The sequence below is a fragment of the Aeromonas veronii bv. veronii genome (assembly GCF_000820225.1).
Classification (GTDB): Bacteria; Pseudomonadota; Gammaproteobacteria; order Enterobacterales; family Aeromonadaceae; genus Aeromonas; species Aeromonas veronii.
On the sequence record NZ_CDDK01000018.1, the window covers coordinates 525,956 to 551,076 of the forward strand.

Consider the following 25,121-nt stretch of genomic DNA (forward strand, 5'->3'; position numbering starts at 1 on the left):
GTGGGCGGATTACTTGAAGACCACCGTCTTGTTGCCGTAGACGAACACCCGCTCGTTCAGTACCAGCTCCAGCGCGCGGCTCAGCACCGATTTCTCCACATCCCGACCCGCCTTGGCCATGTCGTCCGCACTGAAGGCGTGACCGACGTGGATCACGTCCTGTTCGACGATGGGGCCTTCATCCAGATCGTCGGTCACGAAGTGGGCGGTGGCACCGATCAGCTTGACGCCGCGATCAAACGCCTGCCGGTAGGGGCGGGCACCGATGAAGGCGGGCAGGAAGGAGTGGTGGATGTTGAGGATCTTGCGCGGGTAGGCCTCGACGAAGCTCGGGGTCAGCACCCGCATGTACTTGGCCAGGATCACATAGTCAGGCTCATAGCTGTCGATGATGGTGCGAACCTGCTCTTCATGTTCGGTCCGGCTCAGATCCTCGTGACTGACGGTGTGGAACGGGATATCGAACTTGCCAGTGAGCTCGGCCAGGGTGTCGTAGTTGCCGATCACCGCGACGATATCCATATCCAGCGCGCCCGCGTAGTTCTTCATCAGAATATCGCCGAGGCAGTGGGTCTCCTTGGTCACCAGGATGACGATGCGCTTCTTGCCTGCCTTGACCAGACGGCGCTGGGCGCCGATGGGCAGGGCATCATCGAGGTCGGCCAGCAGGGTCTCGTCGTTGAAGCGCCCCTCCAGCTCGGTACGCATAAAGAAGCGGCCATTCTCGTGATCCACAAACTCATCGTTCTTGATGATGTTGAGCTGGTGCTTGTAGCAGATGTTGGTGATCTTGGCGATGAGCCCTTTGGCATCCGGGCAATCCGTGAGCAGTATTTTCTTTTCCATCTCTGTCATTTTCCGTTTGTGGTGTTGGCGCTGCTGTCTGCGCCGGCAGCGTTGTTCAGGCTCTCTTTTCGGGCCCTGTTTTTTGGTTTCGGGAACTATGCCATAAACCGATCCGCGCCATAAAGAAATTCGCCAGTCATAGCCTTGCACGCTGGCGAGCAGGCCGCAGAGCGGGATCCCGGGCGCAATGTTGAAACGCTTTTCAGCCTGCGGGGGATTTTGGCTGGTATCTGCAACCGTTTTTCTTTAGGCTGTCTGCGCTTATTCTCAGGGCGGGGTGCAATTCCCCACCGGCGGTATCCCGATTGACTCGGGGAGCCCGCGAGCGCCCGACTTGGCTGATTGCCGGGTCGGGGTCAGCAGATCCGGTGAGATGCCGGAGCCGACGGTCATAGTCCGGATGAAAGAGGATAAGACAGACCTTGCCGTGTTGGCCCTTGTGGGCTGGCCGCCGCATGCCCGTCTCTGTCTGCCTTTCCATGCCCTGATTCTGGTCCTTGTCTTGTTTAGGAGTTTTACCATGAATCAGTCTCTACTCAGTGAATTCGGTGATCCCGTTGCCCGTGTCGAAGCGGCCCTGTCTGCCTTGCGTGCCGGAGGCGGCGTGCTGGTGGCCGACGATGAAGATCGGGAGAACGAGGGCGACCTCATTTTCGCCGCCGAATCCATGACCAATGAACAGATGGCGCTGATGATCCGCGAGTGCTCCGGTATCGTCTGCCTCTGCCTGCCCGACGAGCGGGTTCGCCAGCTCGAACTGCCGATGATGGTGGAGGCCAACTCCAGCCACTACCAGACCGCCTTTACCGTGACCATCGAAGCGGCGCAGGGGGTCACGACCGGTGTCTCGGCTGCTGATCGCATCACCACCATCCGTGCAGCCATCGCAGACGGCGCCAAACCGGGCGATCTGCACCGCCCGGGTCATGTTTTCCCGCTGCGGGCGCGAACCGGTGGGGTGCTTACCCGCCGTGGTCATACCGAAGCGACGGTCGATCTGATGCTGCTGGCTGGTCTCAAACCGTTTGGTGTGTTGTGTGAATTGACCAAAGAAGATGGCTCGATGGCGCGTCTGCCAGATCTGGTTGCGTTCGGTCGCAAGCACCAGATGCCGGTGCTGACCATCGAGGATCTGGTGCAATATCGTCAATTGTTGTCAGAACGTACAGCCTGAGCCTCATACGAAATTGTAATAAGGCAAAAATTTGGTTAACCTTTGTCCGTGCCCCCACCACACGGCACTCATTTTTTAGACGAATCTGGACAAAAACTGTTCATTCAAAAAAAAATGAGGGTTTTAATGCATTTATCTGTGGTGGGGACTATGCAAAGTAGGATTTTTTTGTGCCATAATCACGCCGCTTGCTAAACGTCTGGCGAGTTCAAGGGAGCTTTAAAAATGAAAAAATTGTTGTTGGTAGGTGTTGTTGGTCTGTCCGCTCTGCTGGGCGGTTGTGCAAACACCAGCGAACTGGAAACTTCCGTTCAGAATCTGTCTAACAAAGTTGACCAACTGGCTCAAGATGTTAGCGCAGTTCGTGCTGATCAGTCCAAAATCGCTGCTGATGTTGCCGAAGCCAAGCAAGAAGCTATGCGTGCTAACCAGCGCATCGACAACATGGCTACTTCCTACAAGAAGTAATCCATGCGAAAAAAATGGCGCAGTTTTGCGCCATTTTTTTTTGCCTGAAATTCACCGAATCTCCACTATCCCCACAGCCCCTTCTTCGTACTTGACCCATGAGGTCATGCCGGTCTCCCGACACTCCCCCATCATTACCAGCCAGTTCGATTCCGCTCAGTAGAGCAGACTATAGAGTTTTCGACGATAGCTCTGCGCCGCCGGTGTGCTGCCCATGGTCGCCAGAATATCGAGATAGGTCTTTCTGGCATCGCCGAATGCCAAATCCCGCTTGAGGATCTCCAGCAGCAGTCCCAACGCCTCTTCCTGACGGCCAGCCTGGTTGTATTGCACCGCCAGCTCCTGAGCCAGGGCAAAATCATCAGGCTGTTCTGCATGGCGGGCTTCCAGCGCGCGCAGCTCCGGGCTGTCTGCCGCTTGCAGGGCCAGCGCCAGTCGTGAGCTCAGGGTATGGAAGTGGCCATCCTGCGCCGCCATCGGGATGGTGCCGAGGCGCTCCTGCGCTTCATCCAGCAGGTTGAGGTCGAGCGCAGCTTGAATGAGCCACAGGCTGATGTCGTGACGTTCAGGAGCCAGCTGGTGTGCCTTGGTCAGATGGGCATAGGCGATGCTGGGCTGCTCGTCAGCCAGTGCTTGTTGCCCCTTGGCCAGCAACTCTTCCTCTTCTTTGGGGGCGAAGGCGGCGAAATACTGGCGCAGGGTGGCTTCATCCTGCGGCCCTTCGATGATCCCCTGTTCGTCAGGGCGACCCTGATGGAACAGCACCAGCGCCGGCAGGGCGCGCAGGCCGAGCTGGCTGGCCAGCGGTTGCAGCTGGGGATCGTTCATATCCACCTTGGCCAGGGTGACCTGCTCATTGGCGGGCCCAACCAGTGATTCGATCAGTGGTGTCATCCCCTGGCACTCCGGCATCTGCGGAGCATGGAAATAGATGACGACCGGCTTCTTCATGGACGCATCGATAAGTTCAGCGTGAAAATTCTGGGGAGTAATGTCGACGATCATGAGTTGGACTCTTCAGAAAGGGTGTTGAGTAACATGGGGTTAAGCGAGTGGCAATTCAAGCGCTCATCCAGCCGGTAAAAGGCAACGGGGGTTGCCGCCGCCGCGAGGCTGAGCCAGCCGCTGGCAAAGGGCCAATCCTGTACTTGATAAGGGGTGTCATCGAGCCGGTTGTCGAGTCGCCATCCTTCCTCCGGGAGAAACCGTACCTTCTCCAGTCCCGCCGCTATGCCGCCACCGTGGGCTTTCAGTACCGCCTCCTTGCGCGACCAGAGCCGGTAGAAGGCACTCTCCTGCTCTTGGGCAGGCAGTGCGCAGAGCCACTCATATTCACTCTGTGCATAAAACCGGCGGGCCAGGGGGAGGGGATGATGCCGACGTTTGCCCAGTTCGATATCCACCCCAAGCGGCCCATGCGGGCAGAGCGCCAACACCAGCCAGCTGCCACTGTGGCTCAGATTGAACTGCCAAGCATCATCATGCAGTCGGGGCTTGCCGTGGGGGCCGTTGCAAAATTGCAGACTGGCGACAGGTTGTTGCAGCCGCTCGGCCAATAGCTGGCGCAGCAGGGCGCGGCTCACCAGATATTCCTGATGCCGTTCAGGATGGGTCATGGCTTGCCAGATATGCAGCTCATCGGTTGACAGCCATTCAGGCAATTGAGAAAGCAGTTCCTGGCATACCTTGGCCGGTTTTAACAAAAAAAGATCGATTTCGATCATGATTTTTCACTTTAAAAAGGTGCTGAAGCAGGGATAAAAGCCAGTTATCTATGAGGCCCAAGGCTCTTTTTGCGATTGTATATTGTTTGGGCATGATCACATTAATTATGAAAAATCGTGCATTTCCTTGCAAAAATGTGAGCTTGATAGGGATTTTCACTTGCCTCGATAGAATTCTTGGATATAGTCGGGTGCTGTTGCCTTATAAATTGCCCTTTGGGGCCGTATTTTAACAAGATTTACTATTTAGCGGGGATAAAGGATTGCGCCACCTGATGCTACTGCTGGTCGCGCTCGGAATGGTGGGTTGTGCCTCGGCACCCCAACCCGAGGTCGCGAGCAAGATCGAAGTTTCCATGGTTGAACCTGTCATCGAACCGGAAGCTTCCCAGACACCCGATGTGAATGAAATCCTGACTGTATATAAAGAGTGGCGTGGTGTTCCTTACCGGATGGGTGGCAGCAGCCAGCGCGGTATCGACTGTTCCGCCTTTGCCCGTGAAGTGTTCCGCAATGCCGTCGGTATCGAATTACCCCGCGATACCCGCTCTCAAGTCCACGAAGGGACGCGCGTTTCCAAGCAGGATCTGGTCGAGGGTGACCTGGTCTTCTTCAAAATCAATCGTCGTCTCAACCACGTTGGCATCTATGTCGGCAATGGCGAATTCATCCATGCCTCGACCCGAGCCGGTGTGACGCGCTCCAAGCTGGATAGCCAATACTGGCGCAACAAGTTCTGGCAAGCTCGCCGGATCGATATCTGAGTCAGGCTGGACAAACGGCTCGCAGTACGGACTGTTTTTCCAACCTCACTTGAACCGGGCTCGATAGCCCGGTTTTTTATTGCCCTCGTTTAGACTTTCCCGAGTCAAATCACTATAGTGTGGGCCCGTTTTCTTCGGCAGGCTCAGCATGAAACCCCGCATCCCATCAGCCGGTGGCCCCAAGTCGGGCGACCGCAAATCCGGACTTCACTCCCGTAATCGCCATCAGGCGGGTTACGACTTTGAGGCGCTCTGCCTGCGAACTCCCGAATTGGCCGCTCATGTCTTTATCAATGACTACGGCACCCGCACCATCGATTTTGCCGATCCCGATGCAGTGAAGACCCTCAATCGCGCCCTGCTGGCCCATCACTACGGGATTGCCCACTGGGACTTGCCTGCCGGTTACCTCTGCCCGCCTATCCCGGGACGGGTGGATTACCTGCACTGGGCGGCCGACCTGCTAGCCGAGAGCGCAGGCCAGCTCCCTACCGGCAAGGGGGTGAGGGTGCTGGATATCGGGGTGGGGGCAAACTGCATCTATCCGCTGCTCGGCTGCCGCGAATATGGCTGGCGTTTTGTGGGATCGGATATCGATCCGGTCTCGGTCAAGGCGGCCACCCTGCTGGCCAAGAGCAACGGGCTCGGCAACCAGATTGAGTGCCGCCTGCAGGGCAACCCCAACCATGTGTTTCGCGGCATCATAGGGCCGAAGGAGCGCTTCGCCCTGACGCTGTGCAATCCGCCGTTCCATGCATCGCTGGAGGAGGCGAGCAAGGGGACGGAGCGCAAGCTGCGCAATCTGGGCAAGGAGGTGACAGGCGCCCCTGTGCTTAATTTTGGCGGCCAGAAGGCAGAGCTCTGGTGCGAAGGGGGCGAGGCGGCGTTTCTGGCCAACATGATTGCCCAGAGCAAGGAGTTTGCCACTCAGTGTCTCTGGTTCAGCTCGCTGGTGTCGAAAAAAGAGAACCTGCCGGGGGCGAAAAAGGCGTTGAGCCGGGTGGGGGCGCGTCAGGTACGGGTGATCGACATGGCACAGGGCAACAAGGTGAGCCGGATCCTCGCCTGGTCCTTCCTGGATGAAGAGGGATTGCGTCGCGGCTGGTCGAGCGCGCGCTGACTCCCCACCACAAGGCCCGATGAGGGCCTTTTTTCATAACGACCCCGATGAATTTCCCCTGCTGGCGGCATCTTTGGCAATCGATTTCCTCATTGGTAGATCGTGCTGGTTTACATGGTGTAAGTAGTTACTTCCGCCTTGGTACAGGTGTACGCCGAGATTTTTTTGCACTTACAGCTGAAACTTTAATAAAATAGGACTGGTTAGACCTCTTTACAGGCATTGAATCAAATAGGGATCGGTAGATGAAAGTTGTCGATTTTCTGAAGCGCAAGCGCGAAATTCTGGCGCAGCACCCCTTTGAGCTCAAGGATTGGCTCTCTCCGGCGATCCGCGACTACTGGCGTGAGTTTCAGCAAAAGGCACATCTTCATCCTTTGCTGGGGCGTGTGCTGGACTTGCAAGCCGAGTCCCAGAGCGAGCAGCAACAGGATGCAGCAACCGTGGCACAAGTAGCCAACGGTCAGCCTGCCGTGGCTCAGGAACCCGCAGTTGAGCTGGCGGCCGAGGCGACCGAGCTCTATGCCGCCCTGCAGGCCCGCATTGGTGAAGAGACCCACGTCGGCGAGTGGCTGCACGTCAGCCAGCAGATGATCGATCAGTTTGCTGCCGTGACCGGGGATCATCAGTGGATCCACACCGATCCGGAGCGTGCGGCCGCCGAGTCGCCTTTCAAGACCACCATCGCCCACGGCTTCCTGACCCTGGCGCTGCTGCCGCAGTTGACCGGCTCGGTCGATGAGGCCACCCCCGAGTTCCCGACCGCCCGCATGGTGGTGAACTTCGGGCTGGATCAGGTACGTTTCCCGTACCCCATCAAGGTGGACAGCAACATCCGCGCCCGCACCAAGCTGGCCCGGGTCACCCCCATCAAGGGTGGGCTGGAGTTGCTCAAAGAGATCAAGGTTGAGATCGAAGGGATCCGCCGCCCGGGTTGCGTCATCGAGTCGGTGACCCGCATCTACTTCTGAGCCCCCTCATCGGTATGAATGGTGAAACGGGCCCGCTGTCGTGTGCAACGAACAGCGGGCCCGTTTTTTTGCCTGTTTGTTGCAAGGGTTGAGGCGTCAGCCATAGCGCGCCGACCCCAGCTTGATATGACTCACAAAACGGTGCGCCGTGCAGTTAGCCAGCTCTCATTTTGGCGAGTTGGCCGCGTGAGGTGATAGCATGTTATGCCACTATTGGCTTCTTACTCCCGATCCTGGAGACAATAGTGCCCATCAATAACAAGATTATTCTGCCACTGCTGCTGAGCCTCACCATCCTGCTGATCCCGACCCACTGGATCCCGCTGGAGGGGATCACCGTCATCGAACAGCGGGTCGTGGCCATTTTCGTGCTGGCCGCCCTCTGCTGGATCCTGGAGCCCATCCCTATCTTTGCTACCTCGGTGCTGATCATCGTGCTGGAGCTGCTGCTGCTCTCCGACAAGGGGCTCTGGTTCATGACTGCCGACAAGGCAGAGCCGGGCTTTGGTGAGCTGCTCAAGTCCACCGAGGTGATGGCGACCTTTGCCTCGCCGGTTATCATGCTGTTTCTCGGCGGTTTTTTCCTCGCCATTGCGGCGACCAAGTACCATCTGGACGTCAATCTGGCGCGGGTGTTGCTGCGCCCGTTTGGTCAGGATCCCCGGATCGTCATGCTGGGGCTGATGTTGATCACCGCCACCTTCTCCATGTTCATGAGCAATACCGCCACCACCGCCATGATGCTGGCCATCCTTACCCCGGTGCTGGCGGCGTTTCCCGACAAGGACCCGGCCAAAATCGGCTTTGTGCTGGCCATTCCGCTGGCGGCCAACCTCGGCGGGATCGGCACTCCCATCGGCACTCCGCCCAACGCAGTGGCCCTCAAATACCTGACCGGCGAGCATGCCATCTCGTTCGGTCAGTGGATGGGATTTGCGGTGCCCTTTGTGGTATTGCTGTTGCTGCTTGGCTGGTTTCTGCTGGGGCGCTTCTTCCCGAGCACCCTCAAGCGGATGGATCTCAAGATTGAGGGGCGCTTTATGCAGACCCCTCGCGCCTGGGTGGTCTACCTCACCTTTATCACCACCATAGTGCTCTGGCTACTGGGGGATCTGCACGGCATGAGTTCCTACGTGGTCGCCATGATCCCGGTAGCGGTGTTCCTGACCACCGGCATCATCACCAAGGACGATCTGCACAAGATCTCCCTCGACGTGCTCTGGCTGGTCTCGGGCGGTATCGCGCTGGGACTGGCGCTGGAGGACTCCGGGTTGGCCGAGCGGCTCATCACCCATATTCCGTTCCACGAATACTCCACGCTGGCGGTGCTGGTCGGCGCCTGCCTGCTGGCGGTGGTGATGGCCAACTTCATGTCCAACACCGCGACCGCCAACCTGCTGCTGCCACTGGTGGCAGCACTGGCGGTCAGCATGCCGGAGCTGGCCGAGTGGGGTGGCAGTCATACCCTGATCCTGGCGGTCACCATTTCGGTTTCGCTCGGGATGTCTCTGCCCATCAGTACCCCGCCCAATGCGCTGGCCCACGCCACCGGTCTGGTGGAGAGTCACCAGATGGTGCGCATCGGCGTCATCATGGGGCTGGTCGGCACCCTGCTGGCGATGGTATGGATCTACCAGATTGCCGCCTGGGGGCTGATCTAGTTGCGAGTCCGTTTGTCCGATAAGAAAGAGGAGCCAATTTGGCTCCTCTTTGCTTGTTGGGGGGCGGGGGCTAGAAACTGGCGCCAAGGCTGAGCAGGTGTCTGAATTCGCTCTCCCGGGGTTCCGGGCTGCCTGTATCGACAAGGATGTCAGCATCTTCCCAATCCAGCTCACTCGACCAGGAGAGGCGCAGATGGTCGTTGAAGTAGTAGCGCAATCCTATGCTGCCTTTCAGATCCTGATTACGGGTGAAATAGGGGGAGGCTTGTGCCAGATATTTCAGGTATCGCCCCTGGCTGAACAGCTCCATTTTCTCCTGCCAGAGGGAGAAAGGTTGGCGATAATCCCAGTTAAAACCGGCGAAGGGGTAGTCAATGACCCGTTCACCCAGAAAAATCTTGGGAACCTCGCTATCTTCACGGAAGTAGAGTCGGCTTAATCCCCCTTGGGCCATCAGCTCCAGTCGGCGGCGTTTGTCGTTCCAGAAGCGGTAGCCAGGCCCCGAGCCATAGTCCATGTAGAGATAGCGATCTTTATCCAGCATGTCATATTCGGCATCGAGTGAGGTGCGCAAGAACCACTGCTGGTTGAAGAAGTAGTCCAGCGTAGGGTTGAGCTGATAATCATGGCTGTCGGTGACGTTGTCAGCGGTCTCATAGGTATATTCACCGGAGAAGCTGTAACGCCAGTCCAGATTGGCCAGCTCGCTTTTCCACTTGAGGTTGACGTTGTTGGTCTGCTTGTCATTCTGTTTGAGTTTGACATTGAGATCGCCGCTGCCGGTCCAGAGCCAGGCCTTGCGTTCATCCTGCTCATCCTTGAACAGGGTGAATCCACCTTTGGCGGTCGCCTTGGGTTTATCCTGTTTGTCCAGTCGCCAGCGCTTGATGGCATCCCGCTTGACGGTCACAGCGCCGGCATAGGGCAGGGCGATGCGCACCGACTGTTCGGTCACCTCCTCGATGTTGCCGGTCAGACGATCGCCATTGTTCATCCAGAGGATGTCCTTGGCCCACAAGGAGTGACAGGCCAACAGGAGTAGGAGGGGCAGGAATTTCATGAGGTAAGGTGACTCCGGTGCGACTCGGGCGCTGGTGACTTAGCCACTGACAAGTTGGCTGCTGATGGGGCGGGGCAGGCCGTTTTTGCTCTCCAGCGCCGCCGTCACCTCATCCTGCATCACGTCAGGTGCGCTGATAAAGCTCTCTATGGCCGGTGATAACATCAGCGGGGCGCCATTTTCAAGCTCCTCTTCGGTGCGGGAGAGCGGGGAGTGTACCTCCAGCCAGCGGCGCCCATCCGGTTCGATGGCTACCTTGACCGGTTGATTGATGACCCGTACCGGCGTGCCGATCGGCACAATCTTGAACAGGGCTTCGATATCGTCAGGTCGCAGCCGGATGCAGCCTGCACTTACCCGCAGGCCAACGCCAAATTCCTTGTTGGTGCCGTGGATCAGGTAGTCGCGCTTGCCATAGCCAAGGCGCATGGCGAACTTGCCAAGGGGATTCTCCGGGCCGGGGGGCACCACGGCGGGCAGGGTGATCCCTTTTTGCTCCAGCCAGGATTTGCGCACCATGGGGCCGGGTACCCAGGTCGGGTTGGGATTCTTCTCGATGACGGTGGTGGTCATCTCCGGAGTCTCACGGCCGATATCACCAATTCCGATGGGCAGCACGATGACCTCGCTCTTCCCTTTGGGGAAGTAGTAGAGACGCAGTTCGGGCAGATTGATGACGATCCCCTCGCGAGGCACATCAGGCAGCAGCATCTGGGTGGGCAGCGTCAAGCGGGTGCCAGGCTTGGGTAAATAGGGGTCTACACCCGGATTTGCCTCAAGCAGTGCCAAAAATCCAATTTGCGTATTTTTGCCAACCAGCTCCAGATGTTCATTCTGCTGGATGATGTAATCCTCCAGCTCACCGATGAGGCGACTTCCGGCAGCTGGCAGCGGGTAGCGTTTGGCCTCTGCCGGCGCCGCGCAGAGCAGGATGGCTGTCAGCAGCAGGGAAAGGGCGGGCGTTAAGGGTAGGGGCTTGAGTTTCGGCAATCGCATAAGAAGATCCATCAGTTCAATCGGGGCGGAACATCATCAACACAGCCGCCAGAATGGCGCGATTGTTCCTCAATCAGCCCATGATTACCAGCTTGCCGCGCACAAGCAATGATGTGGGGATACATAGGAAACCGGCCAAAATCGGCATCACCCATAAATTTGAGCACCAAGCAGGAAAAATAGACGCCTGATGGCAATGGGGGAATATCACGACGTGGATAATGGCCGGGTGTGCGAGCGGGTGGATACAGGGCCATACAAGAGTGGCCTCGCAACGTAAGCCGTGCGTAAAGCAATGTGAGCCTGCTCCCAGATATCTGATTCAGCCATTTGATATCTAAGAAATTTTTATTGCATCCTCGGCCCAGCTTGGGTAAAACTCTCTCCCCACGGAGAGATGCCGGAGTGGCCGAACGGGATTGACTCGAAATCAATTGTGGCAGCAATGCCACCCAGGGTTCGAATCCCTGTCTCTCCGCCACATACCAAGCCCAACCTGTTTAGCAGGTTGGGCTTTTTCTTTTGGTGATGTGCTGAGGGACTATCCGGCCGCCTGTGTATCTGTGGTCATCGGCCCGGATGAATGCGGTTGGATGCTCGCCGTGCCTGCCAGGAGTGCAGGCGCTGCTGCGCCCCGATGATGAAGACAAAAAAGACCGGTACGAAGAAGATGGCCAGCAGGGTGCCGCTGATCATGCCGCCAAACACGCCGGTGCCGATGGCGTGCTGGGTCTCCGCGCTGGCGCCACTGGCGAGCATCAAGGGCACCACACCGAGGGTGAAGGCCAGCGATGTCATCAGAATGGGGCGCAGGCGCAGGCGGGCAGCAGTGACAGCCGCATCAAGCAGTGAGCGCCCTTCGCTGTGCAACTGGCGCGCAAACTCCACGATGAGGATGGCATTCTTGGCCGACAGACCGATGATGGTGATCATGCCTACTTTAAAGAAGACGTCGTTGGGCATGCCGCGCAGCATCACGGCCGCGACGGCACCGAGCAGGCCCAGCGGCACCACCAGCATCATCGAGAGCGGGATCGACCAGCTTTCATAGAGTGCCGCCAGCACCAGGAAGACTACCAGCGCCGACAACAGCATCAGCAGGGGGGCCTGCTCGGCCGACTGGCGCTCTTGCAACGACTGTCCCGTCCAGGCCAATGCGAAGCCTGGCGGCAATTGCGCCGCCAGACGCTCCATCTCCGCCATCGCCGCTCCGCTGGAGATGCCGGGCGCTGCCCCCCCGGCAATACGCACGGCAGGGAAGCCATCGAAGCGCATCATCTGTTGCGGCGATTCGCGCCATTCCGGTGTCACCACCTCCCGCAAGGGGACCATGCCGCCGTTGGCATTGCGCACCCGCAGACCGAGCACGTCATCGAGCTGCATGCGCGCCGACGCGTCGGCCTGCAGAATGACCTGCTGCATGTGCCCGCCGTTGGGGAAGTCGTTGACGTAGAGCGACCCCATTGCGGCCGACAGGGTACTGCTTATGCTGGCGAACGAGAGTCCCATGGCTTCGGCCTTCTGTCGGTTGATCTCGAGGTGAATGCTCTCGCCGGGAGGCAGATTGTCGGGATACACATCACTGACTACCCGGCTTTTGGCGGCCAGTTCCAGCAGCTGTGCCTGAGCGGCCAGCAGCGCGGCTTCCCCCCGGTTGGCTCTGTCTTGCAGGAACAGGGTGAAGCCGGAGGCGGTGCCCAGTTCGTCGATGGCGGGCGGCAGTAGGCTCATTACCGTGCCTTCAGGAATATTTGCCATGGCCGCTTGTGCCAGATCCGCCTCTTCGGCTGCCGTGGCGCCATGACGCTGATCCCAATCTTTGAGCATGGTGAAGGCCATGGCGGCATTGGGGCCTGCGCCGGAGAAGCTGAAGCCCTGCACCACCAGGTTGGTGTCCAGCGCCTCGCGAGAGGCGACGTGAGCCTCGAAGGCCTTGACCACCTCAAGAGTACGCTCGCTGGTGGCGCCGGTCGGCAGCTGGATGGAGGTCATGAAGTAGCCCTGATCCTCGTCCGGCAGGAAAGAGGAGGGCAGCTGGGCGGCGGCGATGGCTAGCACGGCGCAGAGGGCGGCAAAGGTTGCCATCATCCGTCCGCTGCGCCCGACCAGCCGGGTTACCCGCGCACCGTAGCCTGCCGTGAACCGCTCGAAACCCCGGTTGAAGGCACCGAAGAAGCCGCGCTTCTCATGATGATCCGGACTGACCGGACGCAGCAGGGTGGCGCAGAGCGCAGGCGTCAGGGTCAGGGCCAGGAAGGCCGAAATGAGGATCGACACCGCCATCGACAGGGTGAACTGCTGGTAGATGACCCCCACCGAGCCGCTGCCAAACGCCATGGGGAGGAACACCGCCGTGAGCACCAGGGTGATGCCGATCACCGCCCCGGTGATCTCCTTCATGGCCTGCGACGTCGCCTCTCGGGGCGACAGCCCCCGGGTGGCCATCAGGCGCTCGACGTTCTCCACCACCACGATGGCGTCGTCGACTATGATGCCGATGGCCAGCACCATGCCGAACATGGTGAGGGAGTTGATCGAAAAACCGGCCAGCAGCATCACCGCGAAGGTGCCAAGCAGAGCGATGGGGGCGACGATGGCCGGGATCAGGGTGTAGCGCAGGTTCTGCAGGAAGAGAAACATCACCAGAAACACCAGCACCATGGCTTCCAGCAGGGTGTGGATCACCTTTTCGATGGAGACCTTGACGAAGGGGGCCGAGTCAAACGGGATCGAATAGGCCATGCCCGCCGGCAGGGTGGGGGCGAGCTGGGCGAGACGGGTGCGCACCGCATCGGCGGTACGCACGGCGTTGGCGCCGGGGGAGAGCTGGATGGCGGCGCTGGTGGCGGCCACGCCGTTCTCCCGGTTGGAAAAGGCGTAGGATTGCGCCCCCAGCTCGACCCGGGCGACATCACCCAGCACCAGCTTGGCGCCATCGCCACCGGCTCGCAGCACGATGGCGGCGAATGCCTCGGGGGTTGTTAGCTGCCCTTGAACCGTGAGGGGTACCGTCAGGCGCTGGCCAGGCAGGGCGGGCTCGTCACCGAGACGTCCCGGTGCAATCTGGATGTTCTGCTGCTCGATGGCCTGTGCCACCTCGCTGATGGTCAGCCCGTAGGCGGCGAGTTTGGCCGGATCTACCCAGATGCGCATGGCCTGCTCGGCGCCGAACAGCTGCACTCGTCCTACCCCGTCGATGCGGCGCAGCTCCTGCACAATATTGCGTGCCATGTAGTCGTTGAGGGCAACTTCATCGAAGCGGCCATCCGGTGAGGTCATGCCGACCATCATCAGAAAGCCGGATGAGGCTGACTCTACCTGCAGGCCGGTTTGCCGCACTGCTTGCGGTAAACGGAGTTCGACCGCCTTGATGCGGTTTTGCACGTCAATCTGGGCCAGCTCCGGATCGGTGCCCGGCTTGAAGGTGGCAGTGATCTGCGCGCTGCCCGAGGCGTCCACAGAGGACTCGAAGTAGAGCAGGTTCTTCACTCCCGACAGCTCGCGCTCGATCAGGCTCACCACCGCATCATTCAGTGTCTGCGGCGTGGCGCCCGGATAGGTGGCATAGAGGGTCACCGACACCGGCGCCACCGAGGGATAGCGGGAGATGGGGAGCTTGGGGATGGCAATGACCCCTGCCAGCACGATGAACAGGGCGAGCACCCAGGCAAACACCGGGCGATGGATAAAAAACTGCGGCATGGATAACTCTCCGATTCAGCGAATGCCGCTGTCAGCCGGTTGGCTGACGGCGGGTGGTTGCCAGGGGGAGGCAATGACCTGAACTCCCGGGGTCAGACGATCGATCCCTTCGATCACCACCTGTTGCCCGGCACTGAGCCCGGATGCGATGCGGTACTGGCTATTCACCAGTTCAGCGGTGTTGACCGGAACCAGCTGTGCCTGCCCCTGGCCATCCACCACCCACACGCTGGTCTGACCCGATGTGCGAACTACCGCCTGCTGGGGCACGGTCAGGGCGTTGTCATAGCGGGCCCGGGGAATGCGCGCCTGCACGTAGAGACCGGGCAACAGGCGCCGCTCAGGGTTATCCACCAGCACCCGCAGCAGCACGTCGCCGGTCCCGGCATCGACCTCGATGCCGGAGAAGAGGATGCGCCCCTGCATGCCCAGCGGTGTGCCATTGCTGCCGAGGATCTCTACCGCCAGTTCCGGTGCCGTTGAGCCAGCCTGCTGGCGCAGGGATTCCAGCACCGAGGCCGGTTGACGCACATCGACGTAGACCTGATCAATCTGCTGGATCCTAGCCATGGGGGTGGCATCGGTGGGCGACACCAGGGCCCCTTCACTCACCAGCGCCTGATCGATGCGCCCGGCGATGGGGGCCTCCACGCTGGCAAATTGCAGGTTCAGCTGGTGCCGGGCCAGAGTCGCCCTGGCCTGGGCTACATCGGCAGCCGCCTGATCCCGCAGGGAGACCGCATCGTCATAGGTCTGGCGGCTGATGGCATCGGTGCGCAGCAGCGGCTGCAGGCGCTCAATCTGGATACGGGCGCGGGCCAGCACCGCCTCGGCCCGTTGCAATGCGGCGGCGGCGCTGTCGACATCGGCCTTGAAGGGGGCCGGGTTTATCTGGAACAACACGGTACCTGCGCTGATCTCGGCGCCCTGCTCGAACAGGCGGCGCTGTACGATGCCGCTGATCTGGGCGCGAATGTCGGCGCTGCGCAGTGCCGCCACCCGGGCGGGCAGATCCTCGCTGATGACCAGCTCCCGACCAGTCAGAGTCAGCACCGACACCTGAGGAAGGGCGGGGGCCTCCTGCTCTTGCGGCGCGACATCGCAACCCGCCAACCCGAATGCGGCAATGACGGCGAGCAGGGCGCCCGCATACCGCTGTTTGACAAACATCATCCACTCACCTCGTTAAACCGTCTCTCCGGTGTGATGTGACCGGAGAGTGCATCGAGCGGCTATTATGGCGAGGGGCTATTGCGAATGATTCGAGGCTTTGTGGAGAATCCATGGAGGCGATGATAAAGTTCAACGCCACCTTTTTTCGAGTCCGACTATGTCCCATCTCAATGCTTCCGCCAGCCCGGCGGGCCAGTCACTGGTACTGATTGCAGAGGATGAAGCCGAGATCGCCGACATCCTCGCCGCTTACCTGCAACGTCATGGCTTGCGCTCCCTGCACGCCGCCGATGGCCGTGAAGCGCTGGCCATGCATCAGGCATTCAAACCCGATCTCCTGCTGCTGGATGTGCAGATGCCGCAGCTGGATGGCTGGCAGGTGCTCAGCGAGATCCGGGCGCGCGGCGATACGCCGGTGATCATGCTGACCGCCCTCGATCAGGATCTCGACAAGCTGATGGGGCTGCGCATGGGGGCGGATGACTATGTGGTTAAACCCTTCAATCCGGCCGAAGTGGTGGCGCGAGTGCAGGCCGTGCTCAGGCGCACCCAGGCCGTAAAGCCTGCCACGGCGAACGTGCTGCGGGTCGGCCAGTTTCAGATCGATCTGGAGAGCCACGAGGCCAGCATTTTCCGCGATGACCAGCAGCAGGTGCTGGAGCTGACCCTGACCGAGTTCAAGTTGCTCGCCTCTTTGATGCGGGCGCCGAAACGGGTGTTCAGTCGCGCCGAACTGCTGACTCACTGCTTGCCGGAGGGGGATACCCAGGAGCGTACGGTGGATAGCCACATCAGCAAGTTGCGCAAAAAACTGGAGACACACGGTATTCAGGGGGTCCCCGCCAGTGTCTGGGGCGTTGGCTATCGCTTCGGGGGCGATGCATGAAATCGGCGCCCGGCCTTCGCAGGCAGATCATCCGCTCTCTGGGCTTGATGACGCTTGGTATCATCTCCCTCGCGGTGATCGGCACCTATGTGTTTTATGGCATCGCCGTGGCGTTTGTACCGGGCAGCATCTCCGAGACCTGGGTGCCCTCCAGAGTCGAGATGATCTGGATCGGCTCCACCATTCTCATTGCATTGGGGATGGCGTTGTACGTGGCGGTGCGCCTCTCTCGTCGCATCCTGACTCCCCTCAACTCGGTGGCAACCAGCCTGCGCGAGGTGGCCGAGGGCAAACTCGATGCCCGCGTGCCGGAGGATGAGCAGGCGATCGGGGAGACGGCGCAACTGGTGCGCGACTTCAACGCCATGGCCGAGCGGCTGCAGAGCATGACCCGCGAGCGGGAGTTCTGGAATGCCGCCATTGCCCACGAGTTGCGCACTCCGGTGACCATTTTGCGCGGCCGTTTGCAGGGGCTGGCCGAAGGGGTATTTCCTCCCAGCAGCGAACTCTTCGAGGGGTTGCTGCGTCAGGTGGAGGGGCTCAATCACCTGATCGAGGATTTGCGGGTATTGAGCCTCAACGACAGCGGCCATCTGGAGTTACAGCGGACCGAGGTCAGGCTGGCCGACGAGCTTGCCGTGGTGCTTGAGGCGTTTGCCAGCCCTCTGGCGGCGAGCGGATTTGTGTTGCAGCGGGAGCTCGATAGCGAACTTCATGTCTGCTGCGATCTGTTTCGTATCCGTCAGGCTCTGATGGCGCTGTTGGAAAATGCCCAGAAGCACGCGCTGCCGGGCCTGCTGACCGTGCGGCTGTATCGCTTGGAGAGTGTGTGCGTCCTGAGTGTGGAAGATGAGGGGCCAGGCATCAGCGAGGAGGTCGCCGCCTGTATCTTCGATGCGTTTCGTCGGGGAGAGCCGTCACGCTCGCGCAAGAGCGGCGGCAGCGGACTTGGGCTCGCCGTGGTCAAGGCGATTGCCGAGGCCCACGGCGGCAGCGCGGTTTGCCAATCTACCGGACGGGGAGGGAGCCGATTCGTGCTCTCCTGGCCCATCTCGGCCATGTCCGGTGGCCCTGAAACCTAGCCTGCGGGCGGCAGGTTCTGATGAGGCTATACAGCTGACAGCTGCCCGCACAGGGGCGTTCGACAAGCGACCGTTATAGGGTTTTCTACCGCTTGTGCCGGGTGAGCAGGAGGGGTTTGGACATGGCTCATTTGGCGCGAAATCATGGTTTTTTGCCGCTAAAAATTGAAACCGTTTTCAGAAATCCTTTTCAACTGTGATCCGCTTCAAAGCTTTTTCGGGCGCCAACCTCTAGCATTGGCTCCACGAATTAGGGGCTAGCGCTCCCGATTTTCCCGCTGTGGGAGGTAACCGGATGATCCGGCTATTTCCTTCGTTACTTTCGACGGTCATCATGGATGGCCGTTTTTTTTTGAGTTATTTCACGGTAAAGGGTCGAGCCGCTGGCGCTTTACCGTTAAAATTCCGCTTTTGCACTTGCCCGTGAGTCTTGATGTCTGCGTCCACCCTCTCTTCGGATAGTTATGCCCTGCTCGCCACCCTGCAATTGCAGCGCGTTGCCAGTACCCGTTTGCTGCAAGAACAACTGGCGATAGGCCATGCCCTGATCGATAAACTGACCCGACTGCAGGATGCGGGGCTGGTCAGATTGCGCGGGGAGCAGCAGTGGAGCCTGACCGCCGAGGGGACGCTGGCGCTGATCCTGGGGGTGCGTGCCGGTCTCTGCCCGGCGCCTGACTGGAGCCGGGTGCCCTCATTGACCGGGCAGGATCTTACCCATGCGGTGGTGCGCGAGCTCTGCCGCGGCAAGGCGGGGGAGATCCCGACCTATTTCTCGGCCAGCGATCTGCTGACCCTGCTCGATACCCCGGACGCTCACCAGTTGCTGGCGGGCTCCAGCCCCGCCTGGCAGCAAATGTTGCTGGAGCACTTCTCGCTGCAACTCTTGCTTGATGCCCCCTATGAAGATCGCTGGCCGCTGGCCAATGCGCTGGTGCGCTGCGCCCCCGAGGTGCAGGCCCGGGCCAAAGCGTTCGAGGCGGAGTGGCGCTGGCTCTGCGGGGATGGCGAGAGCACATCGCCAACCGGCGAGGACAAGGATGCCGCCCCCGGCTGGCCAGCCCTGCAGGCGCTGGCCCAACAGAGCCAGAGCGGCCCGCTTGGCGAGCGACTGCTCACCGCACTGGGCCAGTGGCAGGCAACCGATGAGGGTGAAGCGGGCCAGTGGCCCCGTTCATTCAGCGCCCTGCTCTGGCTTGGCTGGTTGCAGCAGGCCGATCCCGTCATCGCCAGCGAACAGCGCAAGAAGTGGCAGCGCAGTCTGACTGGCCAGTTCCCCCTGCTTGCCGACTTGCTTAGCCAGTGGGCGGGCGATCGCCACGGTCAGGCGGTCGGCCTGTTCGATACCCTGCAACTGCCGGTGGAGGAGCTCCACTGGGGCTATCTCTGGCTCGATCTCTGTGCGCTGGCCCGTCACGGTGCCCAGAGCCCGCAGGTGGCCATGTTGCACAAGTGGGATCTCTCCCATCTGCTCGATGCCGAGCCCCATCATCGCCTGATGGCGTTTTGTCAGGATCTGCTGCGCATCTTGTTGGGCGAGGCGGCCAAAGGGGCGCCCTTGTGCCAACTGCGCGGCAGTGAGGAGAGTACGCAAGAGGGCAGTGACGAGCAGGATGATGACGGGGACGAGGATAAAACCGCGGCCTCTGCCAGCTGGCTCAACTGGTTGCAGGGACTGGGACGCTCCAGTGGCGTGCGCAAGCCGCAGGAGCGGTTGGTGTGGCTGCTCCATGCTGATGGTCCCGAGCTGGAGTGCAAGATCCAGAAGCTCAGTACCAAGGGGGAGTGGACCGCCGGTCGCCGGGTCGATCCAGCCCTGCTCTCTACCCAGTATGCCGCCATGCTCGATGAGCACGACTGGGCACTGGTCCGCACCCTGCCACGGGTGATGGGACGACTGCCGCGGGATGTCTGGGCGCCGCTGGCCGATCACCCCCGCTTGTTCAACGCCAAGGGGCAGAAGCTGCAACTGGCCATCAGCGCCCCCCTGCTGCAGGTGGTGGCCACCGAACAGGGGATGAGCGCGCAGCTCTGCCCCGATGCGGCCGCCCGCGGGGCTCATATCATGCCGCTGGCGCAGGATCTGTGGCAGCTGATCCTTACCCCGCAGCCGCTGCTCGACCGCTTGCCAGCGCTCGAATCTATCCCGCTGCTGCCCGCCGAGGGGCTGGCCGAGCTGCAACGCACCCTGGACGCCATTCCCGAGCTGCCCTGGCATAGTCAGGTTGCGGGGCTTAGCGGCAACGCCGAACTGGCTTCCTGGCCGGGCATTCCTTCGGTGCAACTGGATTGGCAGGATGGCCAGCTGTCGGTCAAGCTGGTGACCCGCTTTGAGGATCTGCCGCCCCAGCCCCTTGGCAAGGGGGAGGCGATCGTGCGGCAGGGGATCAAGGCGTACCACTACTGGCAGAGGGATCTCGCTGCCGAGAAGCTGCAGGCCCAGCTACTGCGCAATCAATTGCCCATCGGCCTGCCCGGCAGCGAGTGGCTGCTGCAGGGGGAACAGGCGCTGGCGCTGGTCAATGCCCTGCCCGAGCTAGTGGATGCCGGTGTGGTCATTCACTGGCATCAGGACAGCGCCCGCCTCAAGAGCCTCGATGAAGCGGCTCTGAGCCTGCGCATCGAGCGGCGGCAGGACTGGTTCCAGGTCGAAGGGGCACTGGCGCTTGATGAGCACCAGATCCTCGATCTGCGCCTTATTCTGCGCCAGATGACCCCGGGGCAGCGCACCGTTCAGCTCGACGAGAAGACCAGCCTGATGCTGAGCGACAAGCTGGTGGAGCGGCTCACCATGCTGGGGGCCATGCTCGATGAAGAGCAGCGCATCAACAACAAGCTGGCCTATCCGCTCACTCGTCTGCTCTCGGTCATTACCACCGAAGGGGATGCAGCGTGGCAATCCCTGCAGCAGGAGTGGCAGCAGGAGGTCGATTGCCCGGACGAGCTGCTTACCTCCCTGCGGGACTATCAGAAAGAGGGGGTGCGCTGGATGGCGACCCTGGCCCATCATGGTTTTGGTGCCTGTCTGGCCGATGACATGGGTCTGGGCAAGACGCTGCAGGCGCTTATCGTGCTGCGGATGCGCCAGCACCTTGGCCCTGCGCTGGTGGTGGTACCCAAGTCAGTGGTCACCAACTGGCAGGAGGAGGTGGCCCGTTTCGCCCCCGAGCTGGATGTGGTGGTGTTCGAGAACCCGGCCGAGCGGGAGGGGATCATTCGCGAGGCCAAGGCCGGTCAGGTGATCCTCATCAACTACGGCATGCTCGGCAGCCTGGCGGAGGCGCTCAAGTCCCGCCGCTGGTCTTCCATGGTGCTTGATGAGGCCCAGCAAATCAAAAACGCCGGCACCCAGCGCGCCAAGTTGCTGTTCCAGCTCGACGGCGATTTTCGCCTCGCCCTCTCCGGCACCCCCATCGAGAACCATCTGGGGGAGCTGTGGAGCCTCTTCACCTTTATCAACCCGGGGCTGCTCGGCAGCCTTGGCGAGTTCAAGCGCCGCTTTGGCAAGGCGGTCAAGGATCCCCAGCATATGGCGCTGCTGCGGGCGGTGATCAGCCCCTTTATCCTGCGTCGTCTCAAGCAGCAGGTGCTGACCGAGCTGCCGGACAAGACCGAGATCATTCACCACATCAGCCTCTCCCCCGAAGAGCGTCAGCTCTACGAGGCGACCCGACGGGAAGTGGTGCAGCAGGTGCAAAGCGCCGATGGTCGCGCCCTGATGCATGTACTGAGTGGCCTGACCCGGCTGCGCCGTCTCTGCTGCTCACCGGAGCTGGTGATGCCCGAGTGGTCGCAGACCAGCAGCAAGCTGGACGAGGCGATGGCCCTGCTGGAAGAGGCGATCGACGGTGGTCATCGGGTGCTGGTGTTCAGCCAGTTTGTCGATCTGCTGAGTCTGTTGCGGGCCCGCATCGAGCAGAAATCCTGGGATTACTGCTATCTGGATGGGGGCTGCTCTGCCAAGTCCCGTCAGGACTCCATCCTGCGTTTTCGTCATGAGGAGGTGCCGCTGTTTCTCATCAGCCTCAAGGCGGGGGGCACCGGTCTCAACCTCACCCAGGCCGATACCGTGCTGCACCTCGATCCCTGGTGGAACCCGGCAGTGGAAGATCAGGCGAGCGATCGGGCTCACCGCATGGGCCAGACCCAGCCGGTGACCGTGTACCGGCTGGTGTGCGAGCAGACGGTGGAGGAGAAGATTGTCGCCCTGCACGACGAGAAGCGGGCGCTGGCCGATGGCCTGCTGAGCGGCCAGTCCGAGGTGCGCGGGCTGGATGTGGAGAGCCTGCGGGCCCTGCTGATGGGCTGATTGGCGACGCCGCCTTACATACCGTCTATCGATACAGAAAAGGGGAGAACATCCAGAGATGTTCTCCCCTTTCTTATTTGGGGTGCTGATGCGGGATACTTCGTTTATCGCGGCAAGGCGGCCCGGTTATCCCTGAACCAGCTATCCCTGATCCAGTCACCCCTGATAGAGATAGAGGTGCAGCCGCTCGATGATGGGCTCGCCGCCAATCTTGCGATCTCGCCGCGCCTGCCGGCTCTTGGGGGGATAGTTGCCCAGATGAGTGACCGCAGGCGGGGTATCCGAGCAGAGCAAGAGCGGCAGGCTCGCCTTGATCTGCTGCTTGCGCGGGGTGCGCTCCAGCCAGAGCAGATTGATCATCGGGTGGGTCTTGACCGGGCGGCGGATCCGCAGCTCGGCATCGGCGGGCAGGCGGCGAATATCGTACACCTCCTGATCCACCATCTTGCTCCACTCCTCGTTGTTGGAGAGGGCCGGTATGTAGCGGCGGCTGCGCTCCAGCATCTCAAGCACCTGCTCGCGACTGAGGCGATTGATGGTCTGCTTGTCAGCCCAGGTAAAGCCGAGGGATTGCAGCTCCCCCGCCAACAGGGTCAGTTTGCGGTAGACCTGTAGGGTGATCACCCCGGGCAGGGCGGTATGTACCAGCTCGAACTTCTCGTCCCGTCCCCCCGCCTGCTGCACCAGCGCTTTGAAATCGAGCTTGCGCTGATTGATCTCCTCAACCAGAGGCTGGATCAACGGAGCGGCGGCGGCAGGAAAGCGCAACCAGCCGGGCAGCCGATGAGTTGCCTTGGTGGAGCAGCCGGGGCGGGCGCTGTGATCCCGATAGGCGGCGAGGGTGGCCGCCAGTGCGGCTTCACCGTTGAGATAGCCCACCTCGATTTGCTCGATCGGGTCGTGCTCTTCCCCCTGTGCAACCGGGGGGAGAGGATAGACATGAGCCTCCTGCAGCTTGAGTTGGCCAAGCAGATCGGCCAGCTGGTTGAGAGAGGCTTCAATGGCGGCCATCTGTTGACGCAGGGCGGCGGTCGGGGTAAAGGTATCCATTGATGATCCTGTGGTTTCATCCGCCTCTGACGGCATAAACGATGGCGTCAGGGCAGGGGAATAAACTACTGTGTAAATAACCATATCAGTATGCCGGTTGCGCGCCAAGAGGGGCGTTTTCGGGTCTTCATCGAGGGAGCTGCGCGGGAGGAAAAGTAAGTTTGTTTTATGTTTCATTGTGTTAATTTAAGATCACAAAGAGATCGCAAAATTAACGATCGAATGTAATGACGGGGTTGCCACCCATGGCACGTCTGTTGGCGAGTGCATAGGCAATGCGGTAAATTGCATATGTAAGGTGGTGCCATGCAGCACAATATGCTGCGGGCCGTTGATGGTCGAATAGCGACTTAATTATTCTTTATAAATCAAAGCATTAAAATTGTATCAGTCAGTTTTTTACTATTAGTTTTCCTAATGTAACGTATCAAAATTCGTCAATTGAGTCGGCCCTGCGCCCTGACTAAGCTTTGCGCATCAAATAAAGCCCAGTGCGTAAACAAATATTCAGAGGAGCCACATCATGGCCAACATGACTTATACCGAAACCGGTTACCAGCATTCCAGCCAATTGAATCTGGTTGCTCGCATTAAAATGACCGTTCTGACCTGGCTGGAGCGCAGCCGCAGCCGTCGCCAGCTCTCCGAGCTGCCCGAGTACCTGCTCAAAGACATCGGCCTGAACGAAGCTGACCGTTATCAAGAGACCACCAAGCCGTTCTGGCGTGGTTGATCTACCGGGCATGGATGCCTTGTTTTTCTGCTGAGTCGTTTGCTGTTCTGCCCCGTGGCGCCCGGCCGCCAAGTCTGTCATTGTCTGTTTTATCTCTCCCCGTTTTACGTTGATCCTTTTTCCTCTCCTCTTTATTCCATATCGCTACCGTCATTGCTGTCGTCGTTCGATTGTTATCACACTTGTATCGTTAATGTTTGAATTTGTTTAAAAAACGATTTTAAGCCGTGATGCCTTGCGTATAATCCGGCCATAGTGTTCCAGCGCAAGAGGGTGAGACGGATGATTCCCCAGCACGATTTTTTGGCCATGACCCGCAGCCATGAGTGGCAGCTCGATCCCTTTGAATTTGCTCTGCCCGATGGTGCGTGGGTCAGCGTCTGGGATACGGGCGTGCTCTGTCTGGAGCCTGCCAGTGGCGCGGGCGACCAGCGGGGAGGACGCAAGGATATCGTCCTCTCCTGCGGCACCCACGGCAACGAGACCGCCCCCATCGAGATCTGCAACCAGCTGCTGAGTCGTCTGCTCTCAGGCGAGCTGAGCGCCCGTCATCGGGTGCTGTTCCTGTTTGGCAATCCGGCTGCTATGAATCTGGGGCTGCGGGAGGTGGAGGAGAACATGAACCGGCTCTTCTCCGGAGCACACAGCAAGGGGGAGGGGCTGTGCAATCGGGAGCGGATCCGCGCCATGCGCCTCGAGCAGTATGTGAGCCGCTTCTTTGCCAATCCGGCTCGTCCCCGTTACCACTACGACCTGCACACCGCCATTCGCGGTTCGCGCCACGAGAAGTTTGCCGTCTACCCCTTCCCCCACGAGCGGCCTCACTGCCGCGAGCAGGTGCAGTTCCTCGGTGCCTGCGGGGTGCGCACCATTCTGCTCTCCGCCAGCCCGACCACGACCTTCAGCTACTATAGCTCCCGCCAGCATGGCGCCCATGCCTTCACGGTGGAGCTGGGCAAGGTGCGCCCGTTTGGCGAGAACGATATGACCCGCTTTATCGAAACCCGCCAAGCGCTGCAGGAGCTGGTCACTCAGGATGAGGTGGCGCTGGAGCCGTGGCGGGCGGATGATTTCACCCTGTTTGCCATCGATCGGGTAATCACCAAAAAATCGGCGGACTTTCGCTTCCTGTTCGCCAGCGATGTGGACAACTTCACCGAATTTCCGCAAGGGTTCGTGTTGGCCGAGGATGGTGAGCTGCGCTACACCGTCGAGAAGCCGCGTGAGGCGGTAGTCTTCCCCAATGCCAATGTGGCGATCGGCCAGCGCACCGTACTTATGGTGGTGCCGACAAGGCTCTGGGAATAGCGGTGATAGTTTTGCCTGCAGAGCGGTGATGCATCCGCAGGTGGCGCCAAGCCATTGTTTTAGTCGGCGGCTCAGACACAGCAGCGGTTAGCCG

At 60.2% G+C, this 25,121-nt stretch carries 19 protein-coding genes, 1 tRNA gene and 1 riboswitch; of the genes, 12 read left to right on the forward strand and 8 right to left on the reverse strand.

Translation table 11 applies throughout. The annotated features are described in order from the left end of the window. Positions 1–9: 9 nt before the first annotated feature. Positions 10–846, reverse strand: a complete 837-nt coding sequence (gene purU / locus BN1139_RS08730) for a formyltetrahydrofolate deformylase (protein ID WP_005353303.1) — start codon at positions 844–846, stop codon at positions 10–12. 259 nt (positions 847–1,105) lie between these two features. Then, a riboswitch (FMN riboswitch) is annotated at positions 1,106–1,262 on the forward strand. A gap of 104 nt (positions 1,263–1,366) precedes the next feature. On the opposite strand from purU, the gene ribB reads away from it, so the two are divergent. Together ribB and BN1139_RS08740 are read left to right on the forward strand one after the other, a co-directional pair. Next, positions 1,367–2,020 (forward strand): 3,4-dihydroxy-2-butanone-4-phosphate synthase, encoded by a 654-nt coding sequence (gene ribB, locus BN1139_RS08735; RefSeq protein WP_005353300.1) that lies wholly within the window; start codon positions 1,367–1,369, stop codon positions 2,018–2,020. 225 nt (positions 2,021–2,245) lie between these two features. Next, a complete protein-coding gene (locus BN1139_RS08740) occupies positions 2,246–2,488 on the forward strand; it encodes an Lpp/OprI family alanine-zipper lipoprotein (protein WP_005334342.1) in 243 nt (80 codons plus the stop codon). Positions 2,489–2,644: 156 nt separating this feature from the next. On the opposite strand, the gene BN1139_RS08745 is transcribed toward BN1139_RS08740, so the two are convergent. Further along, entirely contained in the window at positions 2,645–3,493 is an 849-nt protein-coding gene (locus tag BN1139_RS08745; RefSeq protein ID WP_005353298.1) for a tetratricopeptide repeat protein, read from the reverse strand. Further along, positions 3,490–4,212, reverse strand: coding sequence for a 4'-phosphopantetheinyl transferase family protein (locus BN1139_RS08750; protein ID WP_005353295.1), 723 nt, complete (start codon positions 4,210–4,212; stop codon positions 3,490–3,492). The genes BN1139_RS08745 and BN1139_RS08750 overlap by 4 nt, the downstream gene beginning before the upstream one ends. 275 nt (positions 4,213–4,487) lie before the next feature. Between BN1139_RS08750 and BN1139_RS08755 the strand changes: the two genes are divergently transcribed. From BN1139_RS08755 to BN1139_RS08770, 4 genes are all read left to right on the forward strand, one after another. Beyond that, on the forward strand, positions 4,488–4,976 hold the full coding sequence (locus BN1139_RS08755; RefSeq protein WP_005334331.1) for a C40 family peptidase: 489 nt from the start codon (positions 4,488–4,490) through the stop codon (positions 4,974–4,976). A gap of 148 nt (positions 4,977–5,124) precedes the next feature. Beyond that, positions 5,125–6,096, forward strand: a complete 972-nt coding sequence (rlmF, locus tag BN1139_RS08760; protein ID WP_005353293.1) for a 23S rRNA (adenine(1618)-N(6))-methyltransferase RlmF — start codon at positions 5,125–5,127, stop codon at positions 6,094–6,096. Between the two features lie 245 nt (positions 6,097–6,341). Beyond that, positions 6,342–7,067, forward strand: a complete 726-nt coding sequence (locus BN1139_RS08765; RefSeq protein ID WP_005353292.1) for a MaoC family dehydratase — start codon at positions 6,342–6,344, stop codon at positions 7,065–7,067. 245 nt (positions 7,068–7,312) lie between these two features. After that, positions 7,313–8,728 carry an SLC13 family permease gene (locus BN1139_RS08770; protein ID WP_005353291.1) on the forward strand — a complete coding sequence of 472 codons (1,416 nt, stop codon included), beginning with the start codon at positions 7,313–7,315 and terminating at the stop codon, positions 8,726–8,728. A gap of 70 nt (positions 8,729–8,798) precedes the next feature. Here the strand turns inward: BN1139_RS08770 and BN1139_RS08775 are convergent, their stop codons facing one another. Together BN1139_RS08775 and BN1139_RS08780 are read right to left on the reverse strand one after the other, a co-directional pair. Next, the gene (locus BN1139_RS08775) at positions 8,799–9,788 is read right to left on the reverse strand and encodes a DUF481 domain-containing protein (protein WP_005353290.1); all 990 of its coding nucleotides are present in this window, start codon (positions 9,786–9,788) and stop codon (positions 8,799–8,801) included. A 39-nt stretch (positions 9,789–9,827) separates the two neighbouring features. Beyond that, the gene (locus BN1139_RS08780) at positions 9,828–10,784 is read right to left on the reverse strand and encodes a L,D-transpeptidase family protein (RefSeq protein ID WP_005353288.1); all 957 of its coding nucleotides are present in this window, start codon (positions 10,782–10,784) and stop codon (positions 9,828–9,830) included. Between the two features lie 391 nt (positions 10,785–11,175). Here BN1139_RS08780 and BN1139_RS08785 point away from each other — a divergent pair. Beyond that, a tRNA-Ser gene (locus BN1139_RS08785) sits at positions 11,176–11,265 on the forward strand. An 86-nt stretch (positions 11,266–11,351) separates the two neighbouring features. On the opposite strand, the gene BN1139_RS08790 is transcribed toward BN1139_RS08785, so the two are convergent. Both BN1139_RS08790 and BN1139_RS08795 read right to left on the reverse strand, forming a co-directional pair. Further along, entirely contained in the window at positions 11,352–14,486 is a 3,135-nt protein-coding gene (locus tag BN1139_RS08790) for a multidrug efflux RND transporter permease subunit (protein WP_005353285.1), read from the reverse strand. Between the two features lie 15 nt (positions 14,487–14,501). Beyond that, positions 14,502–15,659, reverse strand: a complete 1,158-nt coding sequence (locus BN1139_RS08795; protein ID WP_013723585.1) for an efflux RND transporter periplasmic adaptor subunit — start codon at positions 15,657–15,659, stop codon at positions 14,502–14,504. Positions 15,660–15,816: 157 nt separating this feature from the next. Between BN1139_RS08795 and BN1139_RS08800 the strand changes: the two genes are divergently transcribed. The 3 genes from BN1139_RS08800 to BN1139_RS08810 all read left to right on the forward strand — a co-directional run bounded on the left by BN1139_RS08800 (position 15,817) and on the right by BN1139_RS08810 (position 21,936). Further along, positions 15,817–16,545: a response regulator gene (locus BN1139_RS08800; RefSeq protein WP_005353280.1), complete on the forward strand. Its 729-nt coding sequence runs from the start codon at positions 15,817–15,819 to the stop codon at positions 16,543–16,545. Beyond that, positions 16,542–17,627, forward strand: coding sequence for an ATP-binding protein (locus BN1139_RS08805; RefSeq protein WP_005353278.1), 1,086 nt, complete (start codon positions 16,542–16,544; stop codon positions 17,625–17,627). Before BN1139_RS08800 ends, BN1139_RS08805 begins: the two co-directional genes overlap by 4 nt. 433 nt (positions 17,628–18,060) lie before the next feature. Then, positions 18,061–21,936: a DEAD/DEAH box helicase gene (locus BN1139_RS08810; RefSeq protein ID WP_005353276.1), complete on the forward strand. Its 3,876-nt coding sequence runs from the start codon at positions 18,061–18,063 to the stop codon at positions 21,934–21,936. A gap of 156 nt (positions 21,937–22,092) precedes the next feature. On the opposite strand, the gene BN1139_RS08815 is transcribed toward BN1139_RS08810, so the two are convergent. Beyond that, positions 22,093–22,986 carry a DNA replication terminus site-binding protein gene (locus BN1139_RS08815; protein ID WP_005353273.1) on the reverse strand — a complete coding sequence of 298 codons (894 nt, stop codon included), beginning with the start codon at positions 22,984–22,986 and terminating at the stop codon, positions 22,093–22,095. Positions 22,987–23,509: 523 nt separating this feature from the next. Between BN1139_RS08815 and BN1139_RS08820 the strand changes: the two genes are divergently transcribed. Both BN1139_RS08820 and astE read left to right on the forward strand, forming a co-directional pair. Beyond that, the gene (locus BN1139_RS08820) at positions 23,510–23,719 is read left to right on the forward strand and encodes a DUF1127 domain-containing protein (protein WP_005353272.1); all 210 of its coding nucleotides are present in this window, start codon (positions 23,510–23,512) and stop codon (positions 23,717–23,719) included. A 282-nt stretch (positions 23,720–24,001) separates the two neighbouring features. Then, positions 24,002–25,027, forward strand: a complete 1,026-nt coding sequence (astE, locus tag BN1139_RS08825; protein WP_005353271.1) for a succinylglutamate desuccinylase — start codon at positions 24,002–24,004, stop codon at positions 25,025–25,027. The last annotated feature ends 94 nt before the right edge of the window (positions 25,028–25,121 follow it).